The organism is Micromonospora peucetia (assembly GCF_900091625.1).
In the GTDB taxonomy this organism is placed as follows: domain Bacteria; phylum Actinomycetota; class Actinomycetes; order Mycobacteriales; family Micromonosporaceae; genus Micromonospora; species Micromonospora peucetia.
This window is the reverse complement of the sequence record NZ_FMIC01000002.1, coordinates 853671-877162: the sequence shown is the minus strand read 5'-3', so window position 1 is coordinate 877162 and position 23492 is coordinate 853671. Positions and strand designations below refer to the sequence as shown.

The 23492-nt window shown below is 73.3% G+C and carries 25 protein-coding genes; 13 read left to right on the top strand and 12 right to left on the bottom strand.

Annotated features, from left to right (window positions below):
• Positions 1 to 79: 79 nt before the first annotated feature.
• Entirely contained in the window at positions 80 to 892 is an 813-nt protein-coding gene (locus tag GA0070608_RS04180; RefSeq protein WP_091621953.1) for a D-Ala-D-Ala carboxypeptidase family metallohydrolase, read from the bottom strand.
• 304 nt (positions 893 to 1196) lie between these two features.
• On the opposite strand from GA0070608_RS04180, the gene GA0070608_RS04175 reads away from it, so the two are divergent.
• Complete coding sequence (locus GA0070608_RS04175; protein ID WP_091621948.1) at positions 1197 to 1838, top strand: DUF6642 family protein; 642 nt, start codon at positions 1197 to 1199, stop codon at positions 1836 to 1838.
• A gap of 354 nt (positions 1839 to 2192) precedes the next feature.
• Here the strand turns inward: GA0070608_RS04175 and GA0070608_RS04170 are convergent, their stop codons facing one another.
• Both GA0070608_RS04170 and GA0070608_RS04165 read right to left on the bottom strand, forming a co-directional pair.
• Positions 2193 to 2834 carry an NAD(P)-dependent oxidoreductase gene (locus GA0070608_RS04170; RefSeq protein WP_091621945.1) on the bottom strand — a complete coding sequence of 214 codons (642 nt, stop codon included), beginning with the start codon at positions 2832 to 2834 and terminating at the stop codon, positions 2193 to 2195.
• A gap of 88 nt (positions 2835 to 2922) precedes the next feature.
• On the bottom strand, positions 2923 to 4155 hold the full coding sequence (locus GA0070608_RS04165; protein WP_091621942.1) for a serine hydrolase domain-containing protein: 1233 nt from the start codon (positions 4153 to 4155) through the stop codon (positions 2923 to 2925).
• A 78-nt stretch (positions 4156 to 4233) separates the two neighbouring features.
• Here GA0070608_RS04165 and GA0070608_RS04160 point away from each other — a divergent pair, with 78 nt between their 5' ends.
• The 4 genes from GA0070608_RS04160 to GA0070608_RS04145 all read left to right on the top strand — a co-directional run bounded on the left by GA0070608_RS04160 (position 4234) and on the right by GA0070608_RS04145 (position 6307).
• Positions 4234 to 4827 carry a pentapeptide repeat-containing protein gene (locus tag GA0070608_RS04160; RefSeq protein WP_091621938.1) on the top strand — a complete coding sequence of 198 codons (594 nt, stop codon included), beginning with the start codon at positions 4234 to 4236 and terminating at the stop codon, positions 4825 to 4827.
• A 113-nt stretch (positions 4828 to 4940) separates the two neighbouring features.
• Entirely contained in the window at positions 4941 to 5378 is a 438-nt protein-coding gene (locus GA0070608_RS04155) for a nitroreductase family deazaflavin-dependent oxidoreductase (RefSeq protein WP_091621934.1), read from the top strand.
• 116 nt (positions 5379 to 5494) lie between these two features.
• Positions 5495 to 5839, top strand: a complete 345-nt coding sequence (locus GA0070608_RS04150) for a DUF1330 domain-containing protein (RefSeq protein WP_091621931.1) — start codon at positions 5495 to 5497, stop codon at positions 5837 to 5839.
• A 141-nt stretch (positions 5840 to 5980) separates the two neighbouring features.
• Positions 5981 to 6307 carry a hypothetical protein gene (locus GA0070608_RS04145; protein ID WP_176733640.1) on the top strand — a complete coding sequence of 109 codons (327 nt, stop codon included), beginning with the start codon at positions 5981 to 5983 and terminating at the stop codon, positions 6305 to 6307.
• Between the two features lie 38 nt (positions 6308 to 6345).
• On the opposite strand, the gene dacB is transcribed toward GA0070608_RS04145, so the two are convergent.
• The gene (gene dacB, locus GA0070608_RS04140) at positions 6346 to 7929 is read right to left on the bottom strand and encodes a D-alanyl-D-alanine carboxypeptidase/D-alanyl-D-alanine endopeptidase (RefSeq protein WP_091621926.1); all 1584 of its coding nucleotides are present in this window, start codon (positions 7927 to 7929) and stop codon (positions 6346 to 6348) included.
• A gap of 95 nt (positions 7930 to 8024) precedes the next feature.
• On the opposite strand from dacB, the gene GA0070608_RS04135 reads away from it, so the two are divergent.
• Complete coding sequence (locus GA0070608_RS04135) at positions 8025 to 9158, top strand: NAD(P)-binding domain-containing protein (protein ID WP_245715684.1); 1134 nt, start codon at positions 8025 to 8027, stop codon at positions 9156 to 9158.
• A 181-nt stretch (positions 9159 to 9339) separates the two neighbouring features.
• The gene (locus GA0070608_RS04130) at positions 9340 to 9621 is read left to right on the top strand and encodes a HesB/IscA family protein (RefSeq protein ID WP_091621917.1); all 282 of its coding nucleotides are present in this window, start codon (positions 9340 to 9342) and stop codon (positions 9619 to 9621) included.
• 43 nt (positions 9622 to 9664) lie between these two features.
• On the opposite strand, the gene GA0070608_RS04125 is transcribed toward GA0070608_RS04130, so the two are convergent.
• From GA0070608_RS04125 to GA0070608_RS04110, 4 genes are all read right to left on the bottom strand, one after another.
• Positions 9665 to 10807 (bottom strand): beta family protein, encoded by a 1143-nt coding sequence (locus GA0070608_RS04125; RefSeq protein ID WP_411970772.1) that lies wholly within the window; start codon positions 10805 to 10807, stop codon positions 9665 to 9667.
• Positions 10808 to 10897: 90 nt separating this feature from the next.
• On the bottom strand, positions 10898 to 11431 hold the full coding sequence (locus GA0070608_RS04120) for a PepSY domain-containing protein (protein ID WP_091634236.1): 534 nt from the start codon (positions 11429 to 11431) through the stop codon (positions 10898 to 10900).
• Between the two features lie 136 nt (positions 11432 to 11567).
• Complete coding sequence (locus GA0070608_RS04115; RefSeq protein ID WP_091621914.1) at positions 11568 to 12842, bottom strand: sensor histidine kinase; 1275 nt, start codon at positions 12840 to 12842, stop codon at positions 11568 to 11570.
• Complete coding sequence (locus GA0070608_RS04110; RefSeq protein ID WP_091621910.1) at positions 12839 to 13531, bottom strand: response regulator transcription factor; 693 nt, start codon at positions 13529 to 13531, stop codon at positions 12839 to 12841. Before GA0070608_RS04110 ends, GA0070608_RS04115 begins: the two co-directional genes overlap by 4 nt.
• Positions 13532 to 13634: 103 nt before the next feature.
• On the opposite strand from GA0070608_RS04110, the gene GA0070608_RS04105 reads away from it, so the two are divergent.
• The 3 genes from GA0070608_RS04105 to GA0070608_RS04095 all read left to right on the top strand — a co-directional run bounded on the left by GA0070608_RS04105 (position 13635) and on the right by GA0070608_RS04095 (position 16626).
• A complete protein-coding gene (locus GA0070608_RS04105; protein WP_091621907.1) occupies positions 13635 to 14117 on the top strand; it encodes a septum formation initiator in 483 nt (160 codons plus the stop codon).
• A gap of 265 nt (positions 14118 to 14382) precedes the next feature.
• Positions 14383 to 14775: a cupin domain-containing protein gene (locus GA0070608_RS04100; RefSeq protein ID WP_089001794.1), complete on the top strand. Its 393-nt coding sequence runs from the start codon at positions 14383 to 14385 to the stop codon at positions 14773 to 14775.
• 54 nt (positions 14776 to 14829) lie between these two features.
• Positions 14830 to 16626, top strand: coding sequence for a glycoside hydrolase family 15 protein (locus GA0070608_RS04095; protein WP_091621906.1), 1797 nt, complete (start codon positions 14830 to 14832; stop codon positions 16624 to 16626).
• 33 nt (positions 16627 to 16659) lie between these two features.
• Here GA0070608_RS04095 and GA0070608_RS04090 read toward each other — a convergent pair whose 3' ends face one another.
• Positions 16660 to 17853: a threonine synthase gene (locus GA0070608_RS04090; RefSeq protein ID WP_091621903.1), complete on the bottom strand. Its 1194-nt coding sequence runs from the start codon at positions 17851 to 17853 to the stop codon at positions 16660 to 16662.
• A 16-nt stretch (positions 17854 to 17869) separates the two neighbouring features.
• Positions 17870 to 18931, bottom strand: a complete 1062-nt coding sequence (locus GA0070608_RS04085; protein ID WP_091621901.1) for a DNA polymerase ligase N-terminal domain-containing protein — start codon at positions 18929 to 18931, stop codon at positions 17870 to 17872.
• A 105-nt stretch (positions 18932 to 19036) separates the two neighbouring features.
• Between GA0070608_RS04085 and GA0070608_RS04080 the strand changes: the two genes are divergently transcribed.
• The 3 genes from GA0070608_RS04080 (at position 19037) to GA0070608_RS04075 (ending at position 21131) form a co-directional block, all read left to right on the top strand.
• Positions 19037 to 19825, top strand: a complete 789-nt coding sequence (locus tag GA0070608_RS04080) for an aldo/keto reductase (protein WP_091621897.1) — start codon at positions 19037 to 19039, stop codon at positions 19823 to 19825.
• A gap of 176 nt (positions 19826 to 20001) precedes the next feature.
• On the top strand, positions 20002 to 20166 hold the full coding sequence (locus GA0070608_RS32500) for a hypothetical protein (protein WP_176733639.1): 165 nt from the start codon (positions 20002 to 20004) through the stop codon (positions 20164 to 20166).
• The gene (locus tag GA0070608_RS04075; protein WP_091621893.1) at positions 20166 to 21131 is read left to right on the top strand and encodes a golvesin C-terminal-like domain-containing protein; all 966 of its coding nucleotides are present in this window, start codon (positions 20166 to 20168) and stop codon (positions 21129 to 21131) included. Before GA0070608_RS32500 ends, GA0070608_RS04075 begins: the two co-directional genes overlap by 1 nt.
• A gap of 149 nt (positions 21132 to 21280) precedes the next feature.
• Here GA0070608_RS04075 and GA0070608_RS04070 read toward each other — a convergent pair whose 3' ends face one another.
• Both GA0070608_RS04070 and GA0070608_RS04065 read right to left on the bottom strand, forming a co-directional pair.
• Complete coding sequence (locus tag GA0070608_RS04070; RefSeq protein WP_323135696.1) at positions 21281 to 21922, bottom strand: alpha/beta fold hydrolase; 642 nt, start codon at positions 21920 to 21922, stop codon at positions 21281 to 21283.
• 229 nt (positions 21923 to 22151) lie between these two features.
• Entirely contained in the window at positions 22152 to 23303 is a 1152-nt protein-coding gene (locus GA0070608_RS04065) for a glycoside hydrolase family 12 protein (protein WP_091621890.1), read from the bottom strand.
• Positions 23304 to 23492: the final 189 nt, after the last annotated feature.

Here is a 23492-nt window from a genome sequence, read left to right as displayed (position 1 = left end):
CGGCCCGGACGCGCGGTTCCCCACCCGCGCCCGGGCCGGCGTCGCCGTCGTACCGGCTCGGCGTGGCCGTGTGACCGGCTCAGTCGTTGCCGGCGCCGACGTTGCTGGCAACGTCGGCGCCGATCCCGCAGTCCGGCGCGGACCAACTGGTGGTGTTCGGGCTGTTGTCGCTGTTGTTCTCCCGCCGCGAGTCCACGTGCACGTGGTCGTCGTGGTCCGGGTAGCCCGGCCCGAAGATCCCGCTGAAACCCCGGTTGCGGGCGTCCCGGGCGATCTGGCACAGCGAACTCGTGCGCGAGACCACGTCGGCGGCGTTGCCGTAGAGGTGTTGGCTGTCCGACGCCCCACCGACCTGGTTGTTGCAGGCGCGGCTGCGGAAGCCGCTGCTGACGTACAGCGGCTTGTCGCCGAGGCTGTGCCGCACCGCCTCCAGCTTCCACATCGTGCGCAGCGCGTTCTGTCTGGTCTGGGCGGGGGAGAGCGGGCCGCCGTTCCAGCCACCGCGACCGCAGCCGTCGTCCATCTCGCTGAAGCTGAAGTGCTGTGGCGTGCAGTCGTTGTCCTGGAGGTCGTAGAGCTTGCCGTACGTCTGTGGTCCGGCGACGCCGTCGGCGCGCAGCCCGTACGCGGCCTGGAACCGCTTGACCGCGGCGGCGGTCTTCGGCCCGTAGCGACCGTCGTTCTCCACGATGTCCCGGTTGCCGGCCCACCCGGCCACCCGGATCTGCAACTGGCGGACATCGTCGCCAGAGCGCCCCTGGTAGAGGTTGCGCTTCCACGTGTAGCAGCCGTCGGCGTGGGCCGCTGGCGCGGCGACCACCGTGGCGACAGCGGCGGCCGGCAACGCCAGGGCGAATGCGACAGCCGCCCGTTTCAGGGTGTTTACCCGCACAGAAGTCCTCCCGATAGGAGTGTGAATGGGGTGGCATCCGGGACATCGGCCTGGCCGTCCCGTCATTTCCACCCTGGCAGGCCGGCGGGCTGTTCGCGGCAATTAATGAGAATTGTCCTCACGATTTCCTGTTCCTGGGGCTTGCCTGGGAATTGCGCTGAATTGCGAAACGCCCATTCACCGGCAATCGACGGCAGGAAAGCGCGAACGACACGGAAAGTCGCAGGCCCCCACGCCAAGGGTGATGTTCTCCCGCTGGTCCGACCCGGTAACGTCAGCGCCGGCGGGACCGGGAGGGGGCGGCATGGCACGTGGCGGCGTCTTCTGCATCGAGGGCCAGTGGCACCGGGACCTCAACGAGCGTGGCTCCGTCCTGCCCACCCTGGAACTGCTCGAACGGCTCGGGAAGATCCGCTTCATCCACAAGGACGCGGCCACCCGCAACGAGCTCTTCTACTTCCTCGACCGCTGGCTGCTCAAGCAGTACGCCGACCATCGGGTCGGCTTCTTCGCGATGCACGGCGAGCCGAGCCGGCTCTGCCTCACCGACTGGGAATCGGTGGCGCTCGCCGACGTCGCGGAGCTGATGGCGGGTCGCTGCGACGGCCGACGGCTCTACTTCGGCAGCTGTTCGGTGCTGCGGGCCTCCGACGCGGTGCTGCGGGACTTCCTCGACGCCACCGGGGCGGCACTGATCTGCGGATACACCCGCGAGGTGGACTGGGTCGAGTCGGCCGCCTTCGAAACCGTCCTGCTCGACGTGCTGGCCAACGGCCAGCGTCACAACGCCGCCGAACTGCGGATGGGCTCCGCGCACTGGGCTCCGCTCGCCTCGTACCTCGGCTTCCGGGTGATCTACGCCAACGGCCGGGCCTGGCGCCCCTCGGTCCGCCCCCGGGTGCCCGCCCAGCCCACCGCCGGCCGCGCCGCCCCGCGACCCCGGTGACGCCCGCCGTGTCGCCGCCGACCGGTGCCCATCGTCGCGGCCCGGTGCCCTCGCGCCCGCGGGCCGGTGCCCATCGTCGCGACCTGGTGCCCTCGCGCCCGCGGGCCGCTGGGCCGGGTGGGCCGGGAAGGCTGGTGGGCTGGGAGGACTGGTGGGCTGGGAGGGGCGGAGTGGACTTCGCGGGGGTGCGCCAGGGCATGGCCGGGCTGTGCCGACCGGGCCTTCGCACACGCTGTCGAGCTGCCCCTACGGATGGGGCGGGGCCCGGTCGCATACATGGGGCAGCTCGACAGTGCCCACACCACCACTGAGGCTGCCCGGGGGGCCAGCCGGTGCAGGTCCAGCTCGCCGCCCTCAGTACGCGGCGGTGAAGCGGGCGTTCTCGTGGCGCGGCTGTTCGATCTCGTCGACGATCGCCACCGCCAGGTCCTCGTAGCTGAGCACCGAGCGGCCCTCGTGGTCGGTCACCGGCTGGTCGCCGCCGGTGCGGTAGTGCCCGGTGCGCTCGCCCGGGTGGAACTCCAGCGGCGGCGGCGAGACGTACGTCCAGGTCACCCCGTCGGCCGAGGAGCGGTAGAAGTCGAGGGCGTCGGCCTGGCCGAGCGCCGCATCGCGGTATTCCTCGGGGAAGTCCGGCTCGTCTAGGTAGCGGGTGCCCTTCGCGGTGAGCAGGGTCGAACCGCCGCCGACGTGGATGATCCGGGGCGCGGCCGGCATCCCGCCCAGCGCGCCGACCAGGTTCCGCGCCGCGTCGAGCCAGAGGTCGTGTTCGCCGCCACCGATCGCCACCACCATGGCGTCCGTGTCGGGCGCCAGTTCCCGTACGCTCCGCTCGCTGGTGGCGTCCCCGGTGACCACCGTGACCGCCGGCGGCAGGTACGAGGTGGCCTCCGGACGGCGTACCGCGGCAGTGACCCGGTGCCCCCGGCCGACCGCCTCGGCGGCGATCCGCGACCCCGCGGTGCCACCCGCGCCGAACACGACGATGTTGCTCATGCCGACCGCCTCCCGTCCTGCCCGACGTGGTCCGCCCTCAGGCTATTGACCGGGTCGGCCGGCCGGTGCCGTTACCCGTGATCCCGGCTCAGTCGACCAGGGCGGAGTAGACGAGCTGTCGCAGCTGCGGCCGGATCGGGTGGGTGCTCGACGGCATGAGCTGGGTGAAGAACAGGGCCGTGACCTCCTCCGCCGGGTCGACCCAGAACGCCGTGCTCGCCACGCCGCCCCAGTAGTACTCGCCGACGCTGCTCGGCACCCGGCTCGGCACGGGGTCGTCGACCACGGCGAAGCCGAGCCCGAAGCCGATCCCGTCGAGGGGGGTCTCGGCGAAGCCGCCGGCGGAGAGGGTCTCCAGGTCCTGCCCGCCGGGCAGCTGGTTGCGGGTCATGAAGCGCACCGTGCGCGGCCCCAGCAGGCGTGCCCCGTCCAGCTCCCCGCCGCGCAGCAGCATCTGGGTGAACCGGTGGTAGTCGGCCGCGCTGGAGATCAGGCCGCCGCCGCCGGAGAACAGCAGCGGCTTCTCGTACGCCAGGGCGCCCAGCTTGTCGTAGCGCACCGCGCGGCCGGTGCGCGGGTGGGGCGCGTAGAGGGCGGCGAGCCGCTCGGCGGCGTCGCCCTCGGCCGACCAGTGCGTGTCGGTCATGCCCAGCGGGCGGAAGATCCGGTCGGCGAAGAAGGCGTCGAGGCTCTGCCCGGAGACCACCTCGACCAGCCGGCCGAGCACGTCGGTGGCGACCGAGTAGCCCCACGCGGTGCCGGGCTGGAACAGCAGGGGCAGCTCGCCGAAGGCCTGGCAGGCCGTGGCCAGGTCGACGTCCGCCGGCGGGTACAGGTCGTAGCCGGCGGCCCGGTAGATGCCGTCGACCACCGAGGTCTGCATGAAGCCGTACGTCAGGCCGGCGGTGTGGGTGAGCAGGTGCCAGACCCGGATCGGTTCGATCGCCGGCACCGTGTGGGGCTTGAGCGCCGAGCCCTTGGAGTAGACCCGCAGGTCGGCGAACTCGGGCAGCCACCGGCTGATCTCGTCGGTCAGCTCGAAGCGACCCTCCTCCCACAGCATCATCGCGGCGACGGAGGTGACGGGCTTGGTCATCGAGTAGATGCGCCAGAGCGTGTCCGCCTCGACGGGTGCGCCGGCCTCGGCGTCACGCAGCCCGTACGTCGACGAGTGGGCGATCTCGCCGCGGCGGGTGACCAGCACCTGGAAGCCGGCGAGCCGGCCGTCGTCGACGTACCTGCCGAAGTGCTCGTCGATGCGCGCCAGGCGCGTCGGGTCGAAGCCGATCTGGTCCGGGTCGATGCTGCGCGCCACACTCACGTCGCCGAAACTACTAGCCGGTACGCCCCGTTGGAAGGGCCGCCGGCAGATCTCCCATCCCGTCGGTAGCCTGGCCCGATGCCCGAACTGACCGAGGACGCGACCTTCCGCAACGAGGACTGGTACGGCGAGGAACTGGTGGACCGGCACTTCGTCCGCTGCGAGTTCTTCGACGTCGATCTGACCGAGGCGGTGAGTCGGGGCGCCGTCTTCGACGGCTGCACCTTCGGCAACGTGCGGTTCAACGCCTCCCGGCACACCGACTCGGCCTTCACCCGCTGCGCTTTCAAGCGATGCAACCTCTTCGAGACGGAGTTCACCGGCTGCAAGCTCGTGGGCAGCACCTTCGCCGAGTGCGACCTGCGGCCGTTGACGGTCGCCGGTGGCGACTGGTCGTTCGTCGCGCTGCCCGGTGCCGACCTGCGCGGGGTCCGCATCGCCGACGTCCGGATGCGCGAGGCGGACCTGACCGGGGTCAACCTGACCGGGGCCACGGTCACCGGCGTCGACCTTTCCGCCGCGCAGCTGCACCGCGCCCGGCTGTCCGGGGCCGACCTGCGCGGCAGCGACCTGAGCGCGCTCGATCCGACGGCGGTGGAGCGGGCCGGGGCGATCGTCGACGCCGCGCAGGCCATGGTGATCGCGCAGGCGCTCGGCTTCGAGATCCGCTGAGGAATCCTGACGCGCCGCGCTGACCCGGGCGGCGTCGTTCGCCCGGCGACCGGCCGTGGCCCGGAGTAGCGTGGTCGCGACGACCGGGTGCGCCAGGGTGAACGGGAGGGTCGATGACGTCGAGCGAGCAGGTGCTGGACAGCCCGCAGGACTGGGTGGCCGACCACATCCGGCGGTACGTCGAGACCGACGGCGCCGAGGGGCACGAGTGGCAGCCCGGGGTCTTCACGCTGCTGCTGACCACCCGGGGCAGACGCAGCGGGAAGCTGCGGCGCACCGCGCTCATCTACGGCCGTGACGGCGACGCATACCTGGTCGTCGCCTCGCAGGGCGGCGACCCGAAGCACCCGGCCTGGTATCTCAACCTGCTTGACGAACCGCTGGTCGAGGTGCAGGTGGGCGGCGAGCGGTTCACGGCACGGGCGCGTACCGCCACGGCGCGGGAGAAGCCGCGCATGTGGTCCACGATGGCCGCAGCCTGGCCGGCGTACGACGACTACCAGGCGAAGACCGACCGGGAGATCCCCGTCGTCGTGCTCGAACGCGTCTGACCTGGGCAACCTGCCGTCATTACCTGACGGGTAATCGACAGCGGGCGGTCACCGGCGGAAGACTCGGCGTACCGCTCCGGTGATCCGGCCGGGCGGACCGGCTCCCGGGAGGAACCATGCCCGCGTTCGCGCTCGCCCACCTGCACGACACCCCGGTCAACGAGGACATCCTCAACTACATCGAGCGGATCCAGGCCACACTGGATCCGTTCGGCGGCCGGTTCCGGGTGCACGGCGCCGAAGTGGAGGTCAGGGAGGGCGACTGGCCGGGCACCGTGGTCATCATCGAGTTCCCCGACCTGGACCGGGCCCAGGCCTGGTACGACTCCCCGGCGTACCGGGAGATCCTGCCGCTACGCACCCGACACATCCCGGGTGCGGCGCTGATCGTGGACGGGGTCGCTCCCGACTACGACGCCCGCCGGACGGCCGCCCGGTTGCGGGCGCGGGCGGCCGGCTGACCGGCTGACCGGTGGCTCCGCCACGGCGACGGCGGGCGGGGCGGCGTCCACGGGTCGGGACAGTTTGTCCGTCGCGCTACGTCGTGCCTGCCGTAACTTTCTGCTGTCCGAGTCCGACCGTCCCTTGTGGAGGCTTGACCGATGAGCAGCACCACCACCCGTACCGTCCGTCCGACCGTCCCCCGGGGCGCCGGAGAGCCGTCCGGGGAGGTGCTCCGGGAGATCCCGCTGCCGCCGTACGTCACCGTCGAGGATGCCCAGTTCGCCGTACGGGCGGTCGTGGTGCACGCACCCAGGCTCTGGTCCGGCGGGACGGTCTGCCGCAACGACGCCAGCCCGCACCCGTGCCGGCTGCACCGCTGGGGGACCCGGGTGCTGGCGCAGCGTGGCCTGCGTCCCGCCGAGATCGCCGCGCTCATCCAGCGCGGCGACCCGGCAGCCGAGGTTCCGCACCGTCCCGGCGCCTGAGCGCCGGCGGGGCCTCCGCACCGGGCCCCGCCGGCCCGTCAACAGGCGTTCGGCTTCACCCAGGCACACTCCAGGCCCTCCGGGACCCGAGGGACGTCGGGCGCCGCCGGGGGCGCGACCCGCGCGCCGGTCGCGCCCTTCCCGGTGTACGAGGCCAACGCGATCGCGATCTGGTCCTCCAGCGTCTTCACCGACGAGGCCAGGTAGTTGTTGAGCAGGATCGAGAACGCCAGCACCCGCCCGTCGGCGTCGGTGACGTAGCCGGAGAGGCCGGAGACGCCGGTCAGGCTGCCGGTCTTGGCGTGCACGTTGCCCGCCGCCGGGGTGCCCCGCATCCGGCTGCGCAGCGTCCCGCCGACGAACCTGTCCGCCTCGCCGGCTACCGGCAGGGCCGCGTACCAGGTGTCGAACCAGGGCTCCGCGCGCACGGCGGTGAGCAGGTCCACGAACTCTTCGGCCGGGATCAGGTTGCGCCGGGAGAGGCCCGAGCCGTCCCGCTGGCGCAGCGTGCCGGTGTCCATCCCGGCGTCGGCGACGTACTCGCTGATCGCGGTCAGCCCGGCCGACCAGGTGCCGGATCCGGAGAGCACCCGGCCGATCTCCTTGGTCAGCACCTCGGCGTGCCCGTTGTTGGACAGCTTGAGGAACGGCACCACCAGCTCGGCCAACGGCATCGACCGGTGCCGCGCCACCTCGGCCGCGCCCTCCGGGGTGGCCTGGCCGAGCACCGTGCGGCCGAGCACCCGTACGCCGTGCTCGCGCAGCGCCGACCGGAAGACGTCGGCGGCGTAGCCGGTGGGCTCCCAGACGCTGACCCAGTCGCTCGCGGCGGCGGCGCGGAGCGCGATCTGCCCGGTGACCACCACCGTGTTGCCGCCGTGCCCGCGCTCGAAGGAGAGGGACGTCTCCCCGGCGGCGACCGTCTCGGCCCGGTTGTCGATCTTCAGGTAGCCGGTGGCCGGGGTGGTGGCGACGACCGGGCGGGCGCCGGCCGTCGCGCCGGGGGCGGCGTGGACGATGACGGTGCCCGCGTCGTAGTCGGTGTCCGGCGCCACGGTCAGGGCGGAGACCTGCGCGGCGTAGTAGTACGGCTCGTCGTCCCAGGTCCAGTCCGGGCCGAGGCGGGTGCTGTCGTAGCGGGTGTCGTCGGCCACCAGGTTGCCGGTGACGACCCGGACGCCCGCGGCGGCGACCTGCGCGGCCAGCGCGTCGTAGTCGGCGGCCAGCATGGTCGGGTCGCCGCCGCCGCGCAGGTAGAGGTTGCCGGAGACCAGGCCCGCGTGACGGGTGCCGCTGGTCCGCACCTCGGTGCTGAAGCGGTGCCCCGGCCCGAGCAGTTCCAGCGCCGCCGCCGAGGTCAGCAGCTTGGTGTTGGAGGCGGGCACCAGGCGGCGGTCGCCGTTGCGGTGGTAGACCGTCTCCCCGGTGGTCGCGTCCTTGACCACCACCGAGGCCTGCGCCCCGGCCAGCCGGCTGTCGGCGAGGATCGCGTCGATGGTGGCGTTCAGGCGGATCGCCGCGGGGGTCGGGGACTCGGCGGTGGCGGTGGGGGCGCCTGCCGTGGCCGCGGCGGCCACCAGCGCCGCCAGCGCGAGAGTCCGGGGGAAGAGACGACGATGCATGCGGTGATGCTGCCATGCAGGTATCTGCCAGAAAAGACCGGCGAGGGAAAGAAAATTTCCGGCGCGTGGTCGGTAGTACCTCCACGCGGCGGGCTGTGAGCGACGAGACGTTCCCCGGCGGGCAGCCGGACGGGTCCGCCGGTGTTGTACCCGGTATGGACGAGCGCTCCGTCGACGTACTGGTGATCGGGGCCGGGCAGGCCGGCCTCTCCGCCGGTCACCACCTGCGCCGGGTCGGGTTCGCCCCCGGGGACGGCTTCGTGATCCTCGACGGCGGCGACGGGCCGGGCGGGGCGTGGCGGCACCGCTGGCCCACGCTGCGACTCGACCGGGTGCACGGCTTCCACGACCTGCCCGGCCTGCCCCTTCCGGCGGCCCGACCCGACCGGCCGGCGGCCGAGGTGGTCAGCGCCTACTTCGCCGCGTACGAGCGCGAGTTCGACCTGCCGGTGCGACGTCCCGTGCGGGTCCGCGAGGTGCGCGACCGGCCCGACGGCCGGCTGGCCGTGCACACCGACCAGGGTTCCTGGACCGCGCGCGCCCTGGTCAACGCCACCGGCACCTGGACCCGGCCGTTCTGGCCGCACTACCCCGGCCGGTCGACCTTCCGGGGTCGGCAGTTGCACACGGCCGACTACCGGGGGCCGGCCGGGTTCGCCGGCCGGCGGGTCGTGGTGGTCGGCGGCGGGACGTCGGCCGTCCAACTGCTCGCCGAGGTGTCGACTGTCGCCGCCGGCACCACCTGGGTGACCCGGCGCCCGCCCGACTTCCGCGACAAGGAGTTCACCCCCGAGCGGGGGCGTGCGGCGGTGGCCCTGGTCGACGCGGCGGTACGCGCGGGCCGGCCGCCGGCCAGCGTGGTCGGGGTGACCGGGCTGCCGCTCACGCCGGAACTGCGTCGACTGCGCGAGCGCGGCGTGTTGGACCGGTTACCCGTCTTCGACCGGATCACGCCCGACGGGGTGGCCTGGGACGACGGGCGGTTCGTGCCCGCGGACGTGATTCTCTGGTGCACCGGCTTCCGGGCCGCGCTGGACCATCTCGCGCCGCTGCGACTGCGCGCGCCGGGCGGCGGTATCACGATGGACGGCACCCGGGTGGTGGCCGACGAGCGGGTTCACCTGATCGGGTACGGCCCGTCGGCGAGCACGATAGGCGCCAACCGGGCGAGCCGCGCGGCAGTACGCGACATCCGGGCCCGGCTCGCTCCGACCACCGCCGTGCACTGACCACGCTCTATTTGACGGATCCCCCGACAGGGGGCAACGTAGGTCGTGGAGGGGCCCTCAGCTGCCCCGAAGCGCGACGGCGATGTGCGTGTCGCCCTTCCATCGCCTCCCACGTGTGCTCGTCAGCGGGCCGATCCCCGGTCCCGCACCGCGAATCCGAGAATCCACGAGGAGTTCCGCCATGCTCACCATGACCGACAACGCCGTGCTGGTGATCCGAGACCTCGCCAACCAGCAGGACGTCGCCGAGGACGGCGGAGTACGGATCGCCGCCGACACCGACGGGGGCTCGCTCACCGTCGAACTGGTCGCCGAACCGGTCGAGGGTGACCATGTGGTCGACACCGAGGGTGCCCGCATCTTCCTGGACCCCGACGCCGCCGACCTGCTCGGTGGCGCGTCGGTGGACGCGAGCGTCGACGACGAGGGCGTCGTGCAGTTCGGGTTCACCGAGAAGGAGTGACGGCGGGGCGCCGCCACCTGACCGCCGCCCGCCGGGCCGGTACTCAGCCGGCCCGGCGGGTCTCCCCGTTCCGGTTCCGGTGCGCCCGGGTGGGACGACCCCACTCGGGCGGCGCCTGGCCGGATCGCCACGGCCCCGCACCGGACTCCCGTCCCGGGTGGGGCAGCGTGGCCAGCACGTGCGCCAGGTGGTGCGAGGTGCTCCATGCCGCCCAGTTGCTGGCGGACCCCGCGCCGGCGCCCCCGCGGGCACGTCGCAGGATCTCGTGGTCACCCCACGAGAAGGCCGCACCGCTGGCCGGCCAGTGCGGCGCCGAGACGAGGGTGCGGCACAGGTCCGCGAACCGGTCGTCGCCCCGCCCGCCCCGCCGCGACCAGCGGTACACCCACCAGGCATTGTCGGCGGTGTAGCGGACGGTGGGCAGCCGGTCTCCCGACCGGTCCGCGTCGGGCACGGCGGAGCCGACGCCGTAGTCGCCGTAGCCGACGCCGAGGTCGGCCAGCCGCTGCCAGAGCTGCCAGTCCCAGCGGTCGAGGCGTACCGGCTCGTCGGTGGGCAGGGCGGACACCGCCGGGGGCATCCCGCCCGCCGCCACGCTCACCGAGCACCAGGCGTGCCGGCGGGCCCACTCCAGCAGCCGACGCACCCGGGGCTCGGCCACCCGTACGTCGGCCAGGCAGCACACGTCGCCCGCGTCGAGGAGCAGGTCGCACTGCTCGGGCACCAGGCCGGTGAGCCGCCAGACCCGCTCCGCCGCCGTGGTGGCCGCGTCCGGGCCGGGCCGGTCGTGGCCGACCCGCAGCCGGACGACAGCCCGCTGGGCGTGGGCCCGGGCCGCCGCGCCATGCGCCACCAGGCGCCGGTCGCTCTCCGCGAGCCCGACAACCGGCACCAGCGGTACGCCCCAGCGGACCAGTTCGGTCTCCGGCGCGTCCGGCAGGCCGGTGATGTCGACGGCGGTGAGCAGCCCGCCGGGCAGCCGACGGAGCATGTCCAGAGTGAACTGGTCCAGAATGGACACTTCAAGCACCGGGGCGAGCACGGGAATGACGACGTCGTCGAGATGACCGAGCGCCTCCAGCTCACCCCGCCGATTGGCGAGGATGGGGCGGTAGACCGGTTCCGCCGCCCGGCCCCGATGGGCGGGCACCATACCCCAATGTAGCCAGACATCGGTGTCGGTCACAGGGCCGATCGGACCATCCCGCCCGCCTTGTGCCCGCAACGACGTCGCCGCCGCCCCGCGTGGCGGGACGGCGGCGGTACCGGCGACGGATCAGTCGTCGTCACCGTCGTCGTCATCGTCGTCGTCATCGCGGTCGTCGTCGTCATCGTCGTCGTCGTCGACCGGCTCCTGCTCGGCCTTGACCACGGTGCCGTCGCCCCGGTCGACGTCGATCTCGTGCTCGGTCTGCCCGGCCACGATCTCGACGCTCCACACCGCCCGGCCGTCCTCCTTCTCGCGCTCGACCTCGACGATCTGGCCACCGCCGGCCCGGGCCAACGCGATCTCGCCGGCCCGCTGCTCGCTCACCGCGTCGCCGCCGGTGGCCGGAGCGCCGCTGCCCGAAGGGGTGCCGGGTGCTGCCGGGGTGCCGCCGGTGGTCGGGGCGCCGCCCGTCGCCGGGGCGCTGCTCCCGGTGCCGCCCGGGGTGGCCGGCGTGCCTGGGGTCGTCGGGGCGGTGGTGGCGGCCAGGGTGGTCGGCCGGGCCGCGCTGTTGTCGGCCGCCGCGATGCCGTAGGTCGCCCCGGTCACGGCGAGCACCGCCACGCCTCCGAGCGACGCCAGCATCAGGGACTTGCGCTTCATCTCGTTCACCCTTCCTCGGTTTCTGGTTCCCAGGATCAGGCCTGCCCGGATAGCGCCACGCTGCCCTAACGCTAAGGCCGGGTTAAGCCCGGCGACGCGCGGCGACAGGGGACAGGGCCGGGGTGGGCGGACGGCGTCAGGACCTGGGTGGGCCGAGTTCGAGGCGTACCTCCGCACCCCCGCAGGGCGCGGCGTGCAGGGTGAGGCGGCCACCGCTGGCCTGCGCGGCGCGGCGCGCGATGTCCAGGCCCAGGCCGGTCGAGCCGACGGTGCTCGCGCCCCGGTCGATCGTGCCGGCTGGCATCCCCGGCCCCTCGTCCACCACGGTCAGCGCCGCCCGGCCGGCCTCCGCCGCCAGCCGGACGGCGAACGCGGTGCCGTCCGGGGTGTGCGCGAAGACGTTGCCGAGCAGGGCGTCCACCGCCGCCGCCAGCTCATCGGCGGGCACGCCCACCGGCAGCGGTCCCGGCGCCAGGTCGAGCGTCACGGCCCGCCCGGTGTCCTCGGCCAGCACCGACCAGAACGCCACCCGCTCGGCCACCACGGCCACCGCGTCGGCGCTGGCCGCCCCGGCCGTCGGCACCCGCCAACGGGCCTGCCGGATCAGGCCGGTGACCGCCCGCTCCAGCCCGTCCACGGCCGCCGTCACCCGGGTCGCGTCCTGCGGGTCGCGCAGCGACTCGGCCTCCAGCCGCAGCGCGGTCAGCGGGGTGCGCAGGCGGTGCGAGAGGTCGGCGACCTCCTCACGCTCCTGCACCAGCAGCACCTGGATGCGACCGGCGAGATGGTTGAGGGCACCGGCCACCTCACGCAGCTCGGGCGGCCCGGCGGGCGTGACGCGCGCGTCCAGCTCCGCGTTGGCCAGCCGGTGCGACACCGCGGAAAGCTCACCGATCGGCCGGACCAGGGTACGGGCCAGCCGGTCGGCGACGGCCAGCCCGATCAGCACCAGCAGCACGCCGAGCAGGGCCAGCGCCAGCCAGGACCGGGTCACCCCGGCGGTCAGCTCGGCCGGCGGGACCACCGTCCGGATCACGCCCGTGCCGTCCGGGCGGCCCTGCACGGCGATCACCACCTCCCGACCCCGCCCGGACTCGGCGGTGAGGCTCTGCCCCCGCTCCGCCAACGCCACCGCGGCCGTACGCGGGGCGGGGGCACCGAGCACCGTGCCGTCGGGCAGGAACACCGAGACCGGCCGCTCGGACTCCGTGGCCAGCTGTTCCACGGTCAGCCGGATCGTCGCGGTGTCGGCGGTGCCGACGACGGTGATGAGGCTCTGCGCGTCGGCGGTGGCCCGCACGGTGGCCCGGTCCGCCGCGACGGTACGCACCAGCAACGCCAGCGGCACCAGGAAGGCGATCAGGGTGAGCACACTGACCGCGGCGACCAGCAGGGCCAGCCGGGCCCTCATCCGGCACTCCCGGGCGCCTCGAGCCGGACCCCGACGCCCCGCACGGTGTGCAGGTATCGGGGCGCCTGCGCGTTCTCCCCGAGCTTGCGGCGCAGCCAGGACAGGTGCACGTCCACGGTCTTGTCCGCGCCGCCGTACGGGACCCGCCACACCTCGGCGAGCAGTTCCCGCTTGGTGACCACCTGGCCGGGCCGGCCCGCGAGGTGGTGCAGCAGGTCGAACTCGCGCGGGGTCAGCTCGACGGGCTCGCCGTCCAGGGTGACCTGCCGGGACCGGGGGTCGACCCGCAGCCCGCCCACCACCAGCGCCGGATCGTCCGGGGCGGAACCCGCCCCGCGCCGCAGCACCGCCCGGATCCGCGCGTCGAGTTGCGCGGCCGTGAACGGCTTCACCACGTAGTCGTCCGCCCCGGCGTCGAGCACCCGGACGATCTCGGTGTCGTCGTCGCGCGCGGTGGCGACGATGACCGGCACGGCACTGACCGCGCGGAGCATCCGCAGCAGCTCCCGGCCGTCCAGGTCGGGCAGTCCCAGGTCCAGCACCACCAGGTCGGGCCGGTCGTCCAGCGCGTCGCGCAGGCCGGTCATCGCCGTGGAGGCGGCGGCCACCGCGTGCCCCCGTTCACGCAGTGCCCGCAGCAGCGGCGTACGGATCGTCAGGTCGTCCTCGATGAGCAGCAGGCGGGCCACAGTTGGCAGGCTAGCCGCCCCGGGACGCCTCGGCGGAGGACCTTAACCCTCCCTTAGCCTCGTCCAACGCTCGTCCCAACCCCGGATCGGGAAGACTCGGGGGATGCGCCGCCGTTCGTTCCTCGCCGTCGTCGGGTGGCTGGCCACCGCCGCCGTCGCCACCCTGATCGGGGTGGCCGCGATCGAGTGGGTGGGGGAGAGCATCGCCGGCACGCCGGGCGGGGTGCTCAGCCAGGAGGAGGTCGAGCGTGCCCTGGCCTCGCCCGCGCCCACCGTCCCGGGGGCCGGCGGGCCGGCGTCGCCGGCGGAGTCCGGGACCGGGGGCCCGCCGTCGCCCGGAGCGACCGGAACGGCCCCGGCGGGCGTACGTCGGGCCTTCGCCACGACGGGGGGCAGCGCGGTCGCCGAGTGCGGGCCGGGCGGGGTGCGGCTGGTCTCCTGGACGCCCGCGCCGGGCTACCGGGTATCGGATGCGGAGCAGGGGCCGGACGACGACGTGGAGGTCACCTTCGTCGGCCCGACCGGCGAGGTCGAGCTCAAGGTGCGCTGCGTGGGACTGGAGCCGGTGTCGGCCGAGGACGACTGACCGTCGCATCGCGGGCGGCGGGCCCGGACACGAGCGCACGGCGCCGTTCGGACCCTGGGGATCGGAACGTCGCCGCGCTCTGGCCGTCTCCCACCGCCGCAGCCGTACGGCGGTACGTCAGCGGGGACCTGGCTCGACCGGCCACCGTGCGCCGGCTGTTCACTCGATCCCCGTCCAGCGAGGATCGAAACCCCGGACGAGTGGCGAATTCCACCATCTGCGAGTCCCGGCGTGGCATCGGGCCGCAGCGGGTATGTGCGTGGGCATGGAGCATTTCACGATCGCGACCGTTGCCGAGAAGAGCCCGGACTTCCGGCGGGTGCTGTGGACCGGCGAGCACACCCAGCTGGTGATCATGACGATTCCGCCGGGTGGCGAGATCGGCGAGGAGGTCCACGAGGGCATCGACCAGATCCTGACCTTCGTCAGCGGCACGGGCGAGGCCCGGGTGGCGGGGGAGAAGCGCGAGGTCGTGCAGGGCGACCTGGTGGTGGTGCCGGCCGGCACGAAGCACAACTTCGTCAACACCGGCCCCAACCCGCTGGTGCTCTACACGGTCTACGGCCCGCCGGAGCACGCCGACCAGGCGGTGCACCGGACCAAGGAGGAGGCCGACGCCGCGGAGGCCGCCGGCGAGGACGAGCCGCCCACCTCCTGACCGTCCCGTGTGCCGGCGCCGCCTGACGTGGGTGGAACGGGGTACCCGCAGCGGGTGGAGCAGTTGCCGATCTCCGACTACGGGTTCCTCTCCGACTGCCGGTCCGGCGCCCTGGTCGGTCGGGACGGCTCGATCGACTGGTGGTGCCCGGACCGGTTCGACTCCGCGTCGGTCTTCGGCCGCCTCCTCGACCCGGAGGCCGGCCACTGGCGGCTGGCGCCGATCGCCGCCGGGCTCCCCGGCCACCGGGTGGAGCGGGCGTACGTGGCCGACACGCTGGTGCTGCGTACCGTGCACCACACCCCGGAGGGGAGCGTCGCGGTCACCGACGCGCTCGCCGCCGAGTTCGGCGCCCGGGGCCACCAACTGGGGATGAACTCCCCGGCGGTGCTGCTGCGAGTCGTGGAGGGACTGACCGGGCGGGTGCGGATGTCGCTCGACTTCCGCCCCCGCCCGGAGTACGGCCTGCTCACCCCGTACCTGCACGAGCAGCCCGACGGCGGGGTGCTGGCCGCCGCCGGTCCGGTGCTGCTGGCCCTGCGTACCGGCGGGATCCCGCCGCACGTCGACCGGGACCGGGTGCGGCAGGACTTCGAGGTCTCCGCCGGGCAGGTGGTCGGCTTCGACGCGGCGTACGGGCAGGCGTACGGGACGGCACCGGCCCGGCTGGACCCGGTGACCGCGCTCGCCGAGACGGTGCGGGCCTGGCAGGCGTACCGGGAGTCGCACCACTACGACGGCCGCTACCCGGAGCAGGTACGGCACAGCGCGAGCGTGCTCACCGGCCTCACGTACGCCCGCAGCGGCGCGGTCGCCGCGGCCCTGACCACGTCGCTGCCGGAACGGATCGGCGGCGACCGCAACTACGACTACCGCTACTCGTGGCTGCGGGACTTCGCGATGACCCTGCGCGCCCTCTGGGTGGCCGCCTGCCCGTCCGAGGCATCCCGCCTCTTCGCCTGGGCGGCCCGCTCGATCGGCCGGATCGGCCCCGAGCCCGTGCCGGTGCTCTTCGGCGTGGAGGGCGAGCGGGACGTCTCCGAGTACGAGAGCCACCACCTGCGCGGCTACGCCGGCAGCCTGCCGGTGCGGGTCGGCAACGACGCGTGGCGGCAGCGCCAGCTCGACGTGCCGGGCGAGGTGATCCAGGCGGTCTGGCGGCTGCGCGAGCACCTCGGGGAGGCGTTCGACACCGAGTTGCGCGAGATGGTGCTCGGCCTGGTCGAACAGGTGGCCACCACCTGGCACCTGCCCGACCGGGGCATCTGGGAGACCCGGGACACCGACCGGCACTACCTCACGTCGAAGGTGCTCTGCTGGGTGGCGCTGGACCGGGCGGTGGCGCTCGCGCCCCGGCTCGGCGACCGGGCCGACCTCCGGCGCTGGGCGGCGATCCGCGACGAGATCCGGGCCGCCGTGCTGCGCGAGGGCTGGAACGAGCGCACGGGCGCGTACGCCGGGGCGTTCGGCTCGGCGGACCTGGACGCCTCCGTGCTGCTGTTGCCGCTGGTGGGGTTCCTGCCGGCGACCGACCCGCGGATGCGCGCCACCATCGAGGCGGTGGAGCGCGAACTGGGCGCCTCCGACGGCCTCGTCCGCCGCTGGAACACCGATCCGGCGGGCTTCCTGCCCTGCTCGTTCTGGCTGGTGGAGTGCCTGGCGATGGCCGGCGAGCGGGACCGGGCCGAGGCGCTCTTCGAGCGGTTGCTCGGGCACGCCAACGACGTCGGCCTGTTCAGCGAGCAGATCGACCCGCGCACCGGCGCGCAGCTCGGCAACACCCCGCAGGCGCTGTCGCACATCGGCCTGGTCAACGCCGCCTGGCGCCTGACCGCCCCCACCACCGACTGACCCAGGTATAAGGAAAGGGCCCTTCCTGACGCGTCAGCGGGGGAGGACCGGCACGTCGGTGACGTCGACCGTCTCCGGGTACTTCACGCCGGCGCCGGTGTTGAGCACCACCACGCGTTCGCCGGCCCGGATCCACCCGCCGGCGCGCAGGTGCCGGGCGGCGGTCAGGCCGGCGGCCCCCTCCGGGCAGAGCAGCAGCCCCTCGCGGGCGGCGAAGGCCCGCAGGTCGGCCAGGATCTCGGTGTCGTCCACCGCGATCGCTGTGCCGGCGCTGGCGCGCAGCGCGTCGAGGATCAGCTCGTCGCCGAGCGGGGCCGGCACGGTTATGCCGTACGCCACGGTGTGCGCGTCGGCCCAGGGCCGCGCCCGCCGCTCACCGGCGGCGAAGGCCCGGACGATCGGCGCGCAGCCGGTGGACTGCACCGCGACCAGGCGCGGCAGCCGGTCCTCGATCCAGCCCAGCTCGCGCAGCTCGTGCAGCGCCTTGTGGATGCCGATCAGGCCGACCCCACCCCCGGTGGGATAGATGATCACGTCCGGCACCTGCCAGCCGAGCTGCTCGACGATCTCGTACCCCATCGTCTTCTTGCCTTCGAGCCGGTACGGCTCGCGCAGTGTGCCGGCGTCGAAGATCGCGCCGCCGGAGCCGGCGACCAGCCCCGCGACGTGCCGGCCGGCGTCGCTGATCCGCCCGTCGACCAGGCGCAGGTCGGCCCCGGCGGCCACGCACTCGCGCCGGCAGATGGCCGGCGCGTCCAGCGGCATGACGATGGTCGCGCCCAGCCCGGCCCGTGCGGCGTAGGTGGCCCAGGCCGCGCCCGCGTTGCCGTTGGTGGGCATGGCGATCCGCTGCACGCCCAGCTCGCGGGCCCGGCTGACGCCCACCGCCGCGCCGCGCGCCTTGAACGAGCCGGTCGGGGTCAGCCCCTCGTCCTTGACCATCAGGTCGGCGATGCCGATCTCCGCGCCGTAGGTCGGGGTGCGCAGCAGTGGCGTCCAGCCCTCGCCCAGCGTGGTCTCGTGCCGGGGGTCGGCCACCGGCAGCAGTTCGCGGTAGCGCCACAGGTCGGCGGGGCGCAGCGGGAACCGTTCCGGGGTGAGCACCTTCGCGACCGCCGCCAGGTCGTAGCGGGCCAGCAGCGGGGATCCACAGTCGCAGAGGTTGGCCAGCCTGGCGGCGTCGTGCTCCCGCCCGCAGCGCGGGCACTCCAGGTGGGTCAGGTACACGATGCTCCTCGCGGTCTCAGCTCGGGCCTCGGCCCGCGTCGATGCTCAGCCAGCGCCGGCTGCTCCGGCCGGGCTCGTAGACCGAGTCCAGCCGCTTCGCCACCACCCCGGGCAGCCCCTGCTCCCGCCCGGTCCGCAGCGCCTCCCGGCCGGCGCCCGGGAACCATGGCGGAGTCTGCCAGTGCGGGCCGGCGAGTGCCAGACCGTCGAGCAGTTCCCGGCGCTGCCTGTAGGGCAGGTCTGTGCTGGTCAAACCCTCCAACCAGAGCAGGTCGAAGATCAGGTACTGGGCGTCGGGGGTCCGGCGTCCGCCGCGTGCCGGCCGCACCCGGCCGGCGCCGTCGATGCGGACCAGGACGCCGTCCAGCACGGCCTCCGTGGGCGCCAGTTCCTCGGCCAGTTCCCGCAGCCAGGGGTACGTCCCGGAGACGTCCTCGTCGTCTTCCGCGAGCAGCCGCAGCCGCCCACCCGAGACGTACGCGACCGCGCGCACCCCGTCCCAGCGCAGCTCGTAGCCCCACTCCGCCTCGTCCCCGGGCAGTTTCGCCGACCGGGTGGGGAGCATCGGGCGGACCAGCTCCGGCATGCTCGTCCAGCCCGGTGGGGGTGGGTCGGTGCGACGGACCATCCAGTCCCGCCCGCCCCTGCCGCCGGTGGCGAAGAGGGCGTACCGCCCGTGGGTGCGCTCGCCGTCGAGGACCACGATGACCTCGTCGTCGCGCCATTTCTCGCAGCGGTAGGTGCCCCGGTCGTGGACGGTCATCCGCCCGCCGCCGTACTCGCCGGCCGGGATCTCGCCGTGGAAGTCGAGGTATTCCATCGGGTGGTCCTCGGTGTGCACGGCGAGGTGGTTGCGGCCGGGGTCGCGGGGCAGCCCGCGTGGCACCGCCCAGGAGGCCAGCACCCCCTCGTGCTCCAGCCGCAGGTCCCAGTGCAGGCTCCGGGCGTGGTGCTGCTGGATGACGAACCGGGCCGTGCCGTCGGCGGCCTTCCTCCTGCGCGCGGGGCGTTTCGGCACCGGCTCCGGGGTGCGTGCCGCGTCCCGTTTGCGCCGGTACTCCTCCAACGGGTCAGCCACACCCGCATTCTCCGGCAATCCGCTCCGACCCGCCGGCCGCCCGGGTGTCCGGCACGCCGGTTTCGCCCGGGGCATGTCGCAGGTCATCACGGGTAGACGCGCGGCATGGACCACGAGGACCAGACCACCGTCCTGCTCCCGGGTGACGTGCGGATGCCGCTGCTCGGCTTCGGCACCTGGCAGGCCACCGGCCAGGCCGGGTACGACGCGGTGCTCGCCGCGCTCGACGCCGGCTACCGGCACGTCGACACCGCCACGATGTACGGCAACGAGGAGGAGGTCGGCCGGGCGGTCCGGGAGAGCGGGCTGCGCCGCGAGGACATCTTCGTCACCACCAAGCTGCCGCCGGAGCGGGTCGGCCGGGAGCGGGAGACGATCGAGGCGAGCCTGACGGCGCTCGGCACCGACCAGGTCGACCTGTGGCTGGTCCACTGGCCGCCGGCGAACCCCACGGACAACATCCCCGTCTGGCGCGAGATGCTCGCCGCCCGGGACGAGGGACTCACCCGCGCGGTGGGGGTGAGCAACTACGCCACCGCCCAGATCGACGAGCTGATCCAGGCGACCGAGGAGAACCCGGCCGTCAACCAGATCCGGTGGAGCCCCTCGTTGTACGACCGGCAGCGGTACAAGGAGATCCGGGACCGGGGCGTGGTGCTGGAGGGCTACAGCCCGTTCAAGACCAGCGACCTCGCCGACCCGGTGCTGACCCGGATCGCCGCCGCGCACGACGTCTCCCCGGCCCAGGTGGTGCTCCGCTGGCACATCGACCACGAGATCGTGGTCATCCCCAAGTCGGTGACCCCGGAGCGGATCCGCGTCAACGCCGACGTCTTCCACTTCTCGCTCACCGCCGAGGAGATGCGCGACATCGACGCCCTCGGCAACCCCTGACCGACCCCTTCCGGCGACCCGGACCGGGTGCCGGAACCGGACCGCTTTTGCCAAATTCCTTCAGCCTGAATAGGGGCGATGAAGGGTATCGACATAGATGCTCGTGACGATATACCGTGCCCGTCACCAGTTCATCGATGAGTCGGAACCCCTCCGTCCCGGTCTGAAGGAGCGCCATGAACGCGTCACGACCCGCCCACCTCCCCCGACGCGGGGTGCTGGGCATGTCGGCCCTGGTGGCCGCTGCGGTGGCCGTCGCCGCCAAGCCCGGCGCGGCCGGCGCCGCGCCGCTCGCCGCGCCGAAGGCCGAGTGCCTCGCCGACCTGCTCGGGGAGTCCTGATGGCCACCGTCCCCTGGCTGGTGGACGTGCTGCGGGCGGCGGGCGTCCAGGTCGTCGTCGAGGGCGACTGGCTCAACCGGTCGGCAGGCAGCTCGTTCGCCCCGATCGGCGTGCTCTGGCACCACACCGCCGCCACCTCCAGCGCCAGCAACCCGCACCCGGCGCTCAACATCTGCATCAACGGCCGGTCTGACCTGCCCGGCCCGCTCTGCCAGGCCCTCGTCGACTACCACGGCGTCTTCCACGTGATCTCCGCCAACCGCTGCAACCACGCGGGCGTCAGCCGGGGCAGCGGGCCGATCCCCGCCGGCGACGGCAACACGCTGATGATCGGCTGGGAGATCGACTACAACGGCGTCAACCAGGAGATGACGGCGGCGCAGTACAACGCGTCGATCGCCGCCACCGCCGCCGTGCTCAAGCGGCTGGGCAGGGACGCCAGCCACGCCCGCGGCCACCGCGAGACGAGCACCAGCGGCAAGATCGACCCGTCGTTCATCGACCTGAACACGATGCGCGCCGACGTCGCCGCGAAGATGGCCGGGGGCGGCGGCACCTGGAGTTCCGTGGTGGACAACTCCACCGCCGGCCGGTTCGCCGCCAGCGCGAGCTGGGGTACCTCGACGTACTCGACCCAGCGGTACGGGACCGACTACCGCTTCGCCGAGCCCGTCGCCGCCAGCGATGCCGCCTGGTACAAGTTCAACGTCCCGGCGACCGCCAACTACCGGGTCGACGCCTGGTGGCCGGCGGTCTCCGGCTACAACTCCGCCACCCCGTACATCGTCTCCACCACCACCGGCAACCGCACGGTCATCGTCGACCAGCGGGCGACCGGCGGGCAGTGGCGCACCCTCGGCACCTTCACGCTGCCCGCCGGGGACGCCAACCGGGTCGCGGTCAGCCGGTGGAGCTCCGCAGCCGGCCTGATCGTCGCCGACGCGGTGCGACTCACCCGGGTCTGAGCCGGTCGGCCCTCGCACGCGCGACGTCCGCCAGGCATCGGGGTGGCCCGGCGGACGTCGCGTCCGGCAGCAGAGATAGCGCAGTCGTCCGGATCTACTCGGCACCTTCGGTTGGGCAGGCGGCCGTGGTCGCCACGTGAGGATCCTCCCTAGGGCCAGACCACGCCGTCGAGGAACTCCTCGACGGCCGTGGCGACCTGGCCGAGCACCGAAGCGGAGAGGGCCAGCGGCCCGGGCACGTACATGCCGTGGTTGGCTCCCTGGATCTCCAGCACGTACGGAGAGAGCTGACGTGCGAGCGGGCCGTCCCAGAGCGGGTCGGCGGTACCGCCGATGAGCAGGCATGGCGCGGTCGCCTGGCGCAGCGCCGCCACCACCGGCTCGACGGTGAGCAGCGGAGTGAGCCAGACCGCCGGCAGCATTCGCCGCATCGCCAGCACCGCGGCGTGACTACCCAGTGACTTGCCGATCAACAGGGGCGAACTGCCGGACTGCGCGCCGCCGAGGTCGTCGAGGACGGGTTCGACCTGAGAAACCACCCAGGCCTCCCGCTCACCCGGGGGCAGCTCGACAGGAGCTTCCCGGCGGGTCCAGGAGATCGGTCGGATCTGGGCGCCGCGGGCTTCTGCCGCGTCCGCTGAGAACATCAGCAGCGGCGCGTGCGGGCCGTTGCGCCCGCCGGGTACGAGCACGGCGGTGCGCGCGGGTGTCCCCTCGGTGGAGGTCGGCCGGTTCGTGGTCGCCGGGTCCGCCGTCGCATCCGTTGCCTGCGGCGGTGCCGAGTCGACCATTCGGTCACGCTACAGCGACGCGAAGCCGAACTCGAACTGGTGCCTCGTCATGCGCCCTTGAATGGGTAGCCCCGCGTTCCGTGGGGCGGTGGTGGTCGCTGAGCTGGCCCGTGGGTGGAAAGGGTCGTACGGCGCTGTCGAGCTGAGTCGTCTGCGACATCAGCTCGACAGCGCGGCGCGGAGATCCTCCGCCGGCCGGCCCCTGCGCCAGGTCAGGACGACAACAACGTCAGGCCCGCGAGCAGGCGACCCCGTTGAGGGTGAAGCTCGTCGGGGACGAGTACGCCCCGCTCAGCGTCCCCTGGTAGCCGAAGCTGGTCGTGCCGCCCGGTGCGAGCGACCCGTTCCAGCTGATGTTCCGCGCGGTCACCGCCGAGCCGCTCTGGCTCACCGTGGCGTTCCACGCGCTCGTCACCTGCTGCCCGGCGGGCAGACTGTAGGTCAGCGTCCACCCGTTGATCGCGCTGGCGCCGGTGTTGGTGATCTGCACGTCGGCGGTGAAGCCGTTGCCCCACGAGTTGGGCGTGTACTTCACCGCGCAACCCGAGCCGCCGGGCGGGGGAGTGGTCGGCGGGGGAGTCGTCGGTGGCGGGGTGGTGGGTGGCGGGGTGGTCGGGTTGCCGCCGCCGTTGACGGCGGCCGAGAACGAGGTCACGGCGAGACCGGCGCCGCCCTGCCAGGGTTCGAAACCGGCCTGGACGCTGGTCAGGTACCAGGAGTTGGTGATCGCGCCCCGGTTGCGGGTGTCGTCGATGAACGCCAGCAGGTTGAGGTTCGCGCTGCTGATCGCCGACGGGGCCAGGTACGAGATGACGTTGTTGGCGCCGTTGCTGCCCCGCCAGACCTCCCAGCTCCGGCCGTCGATGGTGGCGGTGCCGACCGGGGAGCCGATGGGCTGGATCGGGCCCTGCCGGTTGAGCCAGATCATGATCTCCATCTGGTTCACCCCGTCCCGCTTCGGCGAAGGGTCGAGCCAGATGTCGTACGAGGCGTTGTAGGTGGCGCCGCTGACGTACCGGTAGGCGATGTTGCTGGTGGCGCTGCTGATCTGGCTGACCTGGATGGGCAGGTTGGTGCCGGGGGAGCAGTTGGTGTAGTGGCAGCCGAGGAAGACCGACGGGTACGCCGTGGGGGCGCCGTTGGTGGGGTTGCTGCCGTTCTGGGTGGTGATCTCGAAGCCGCTGCCGGTGACGTTGATGCACTGCTGGGCGGTGGTGCCCCAGCGGTTGTTCTGCACCACGTAGCGGCCCTGGATGGTGGTGGAGCCGTACTGCTCGCAGATCTGGGTGTCGGCGCTGGCGGTGCCGCCGAGGGCGACGGCGACGATCGAGCCGGCGGCCAGCAGCGCGGCTGCCGCGAGGGCCCGGAGTGGACGTTTCATGATGCTCCTCAGCTTCGGCAGGGGACGCCGGACGTCATCGGCCAGCCAGCGCGGGAGCGCTCCCACGCATCTAGTCGACACATTTACATCTCTGAAACAACTGCGCAACGGTGTCGGGGTATTAGGGAGGTAAGTGAGGTTTGTCACGCACGATCCGGTCGGTGGGCAGGTGATCCACCGAAGCGCCTG

What these genes read in the sequence shown, in the direction of transcription:
- GA0070608_RS04175 (WP_091621948.1), top strand. Translation starts at nt 1,197, where the DNA reads ATGGCACGTGGCGGCGTCTTCTGCATCGAGGGCCAGTGGCACCGGGAC.
- GA0070608_RS04170 (WP_091621945.1), bottom strand. Translation starts at nt 2,834, where the DNA reads ATGAGCAACATCGTCGTGTTCGGCGCGGGTGGCACCGCGGGGTCGCGG.
- GA0070608_RS04160 (WP_091621938.1), top strand. Translation starts at nt 4,234, where the DNA reads ATGCCCGAACTGACCGAGGACGCGACCTTCCGCAACGAGGACTGGTAC.
- GA0070608_RS04155 (WP_091621934.1), top strand. Translation starts at nt 4,941, where the DNA reads ATGACGTCGAGCGAGCAGGTGCTGGACAGCCCGCAGGACTGGGTGGCC.
- GA0070608_RS04150 (WP_091621931.1), top strand. Translation starts at nt 5,495, where the DNA reads ATGCCCGCGTTCGCGCTCGCCCACCTGCACGACACCCCGGTCAACGAG.
- GA0070608_RS04145 (WP_176733640.1), top strand. Translation starts at nt 5,981, where the DNA reads ATGAGCAGCACCACCACCCGTACCGTCCGTCCGACCGTCCCCCGGGGC.
- dacB (WP_091621926.1), bottom strand. Translation starts at nt 7,929, where the DNA reads ATGCATCGTCGTCTCTTCCCCCGGACTCTCGCGCTGGCGGCGCTGGTG.
- GA0070608_RS04130 (WP_091621917.1), top strand. Translation starts at nt 9,340, where the DNA reads ATGCTCACCATGACCGACAACGCCGTGCTGGTGATCCGAGACCTCGCC.
- GA0070608_RS04120 (WP_091634236.1), bottom strand. Translation starts at nt 11,431, where the DNA reads ATGAAGCGCAAGTCCCTGATGCTGGCGTCGCTCGGAGGCGTGGCGGTG.
- GA0070608_RS04115 (WP_091621914.1), bottom strand. Translation starts at nt 12,842, where the DNA reads ATGAGGGCCCGGCTGGCCCTGCTGGTCGCCGCGGTCAGTGTGCTCACC.
- GA0070608_RS04105 (WP_091621907.1), top strand. Translation starts at nt 13,635, where the DNA reads ATGCGCCGCCGTTCGTTCCTCGCCGTCGTCGGGTGGCTGGCCACCGCC.
- GA0070608_RS04100 (WP_089001794.1), top strand. Translation starts at nt 14,383, where the DNA reads ATGGAGCATTTCACGATCGCGACCGTTGCCGAGAAGAGCCCGGACTTC.
- GA0070608_RS04080 (WP_091621897.1), top strand. Translation starts at nt 19,037, where the DNA reads ATGGACCACGAGGACCAGACCACCGTCCTGCTCCCGGGTGACGTGCGG.
- GA0070608_RS32500 (WP_176733639.1), top strand. Translation starts at nt 20,002, where the DNA reads ATGAACGCGTCACGACCCGCCCACCTCCCCCGACGCGGGGTGCTGGGC.
- GA0070608_RS04075 (WP_091621893.1), top strand. Translation starts at nt 20,166, where the DNA reads ATGGCCACCGTCCCCTGGCTGGTGGACGTGCTGCGGGCGGCGGGCGTC.
- GA0070608_RS04070 (WP_323135696.1), bottom strand. Translation starts at nt 21,922, where the DNA reads ATGGTCGACTCGGCACCGCCGCAGGCAACGGATGCGACGGCGGACCCG.
- GA0070608_RS04065 (WP_091621890.1), bottom strand. Translation starts at nt 23,303, where the DNA reads ATGAAACGTCCACTCCGGGCCCTCGCGGCAGCCGCGCTGCTGGCCGCC.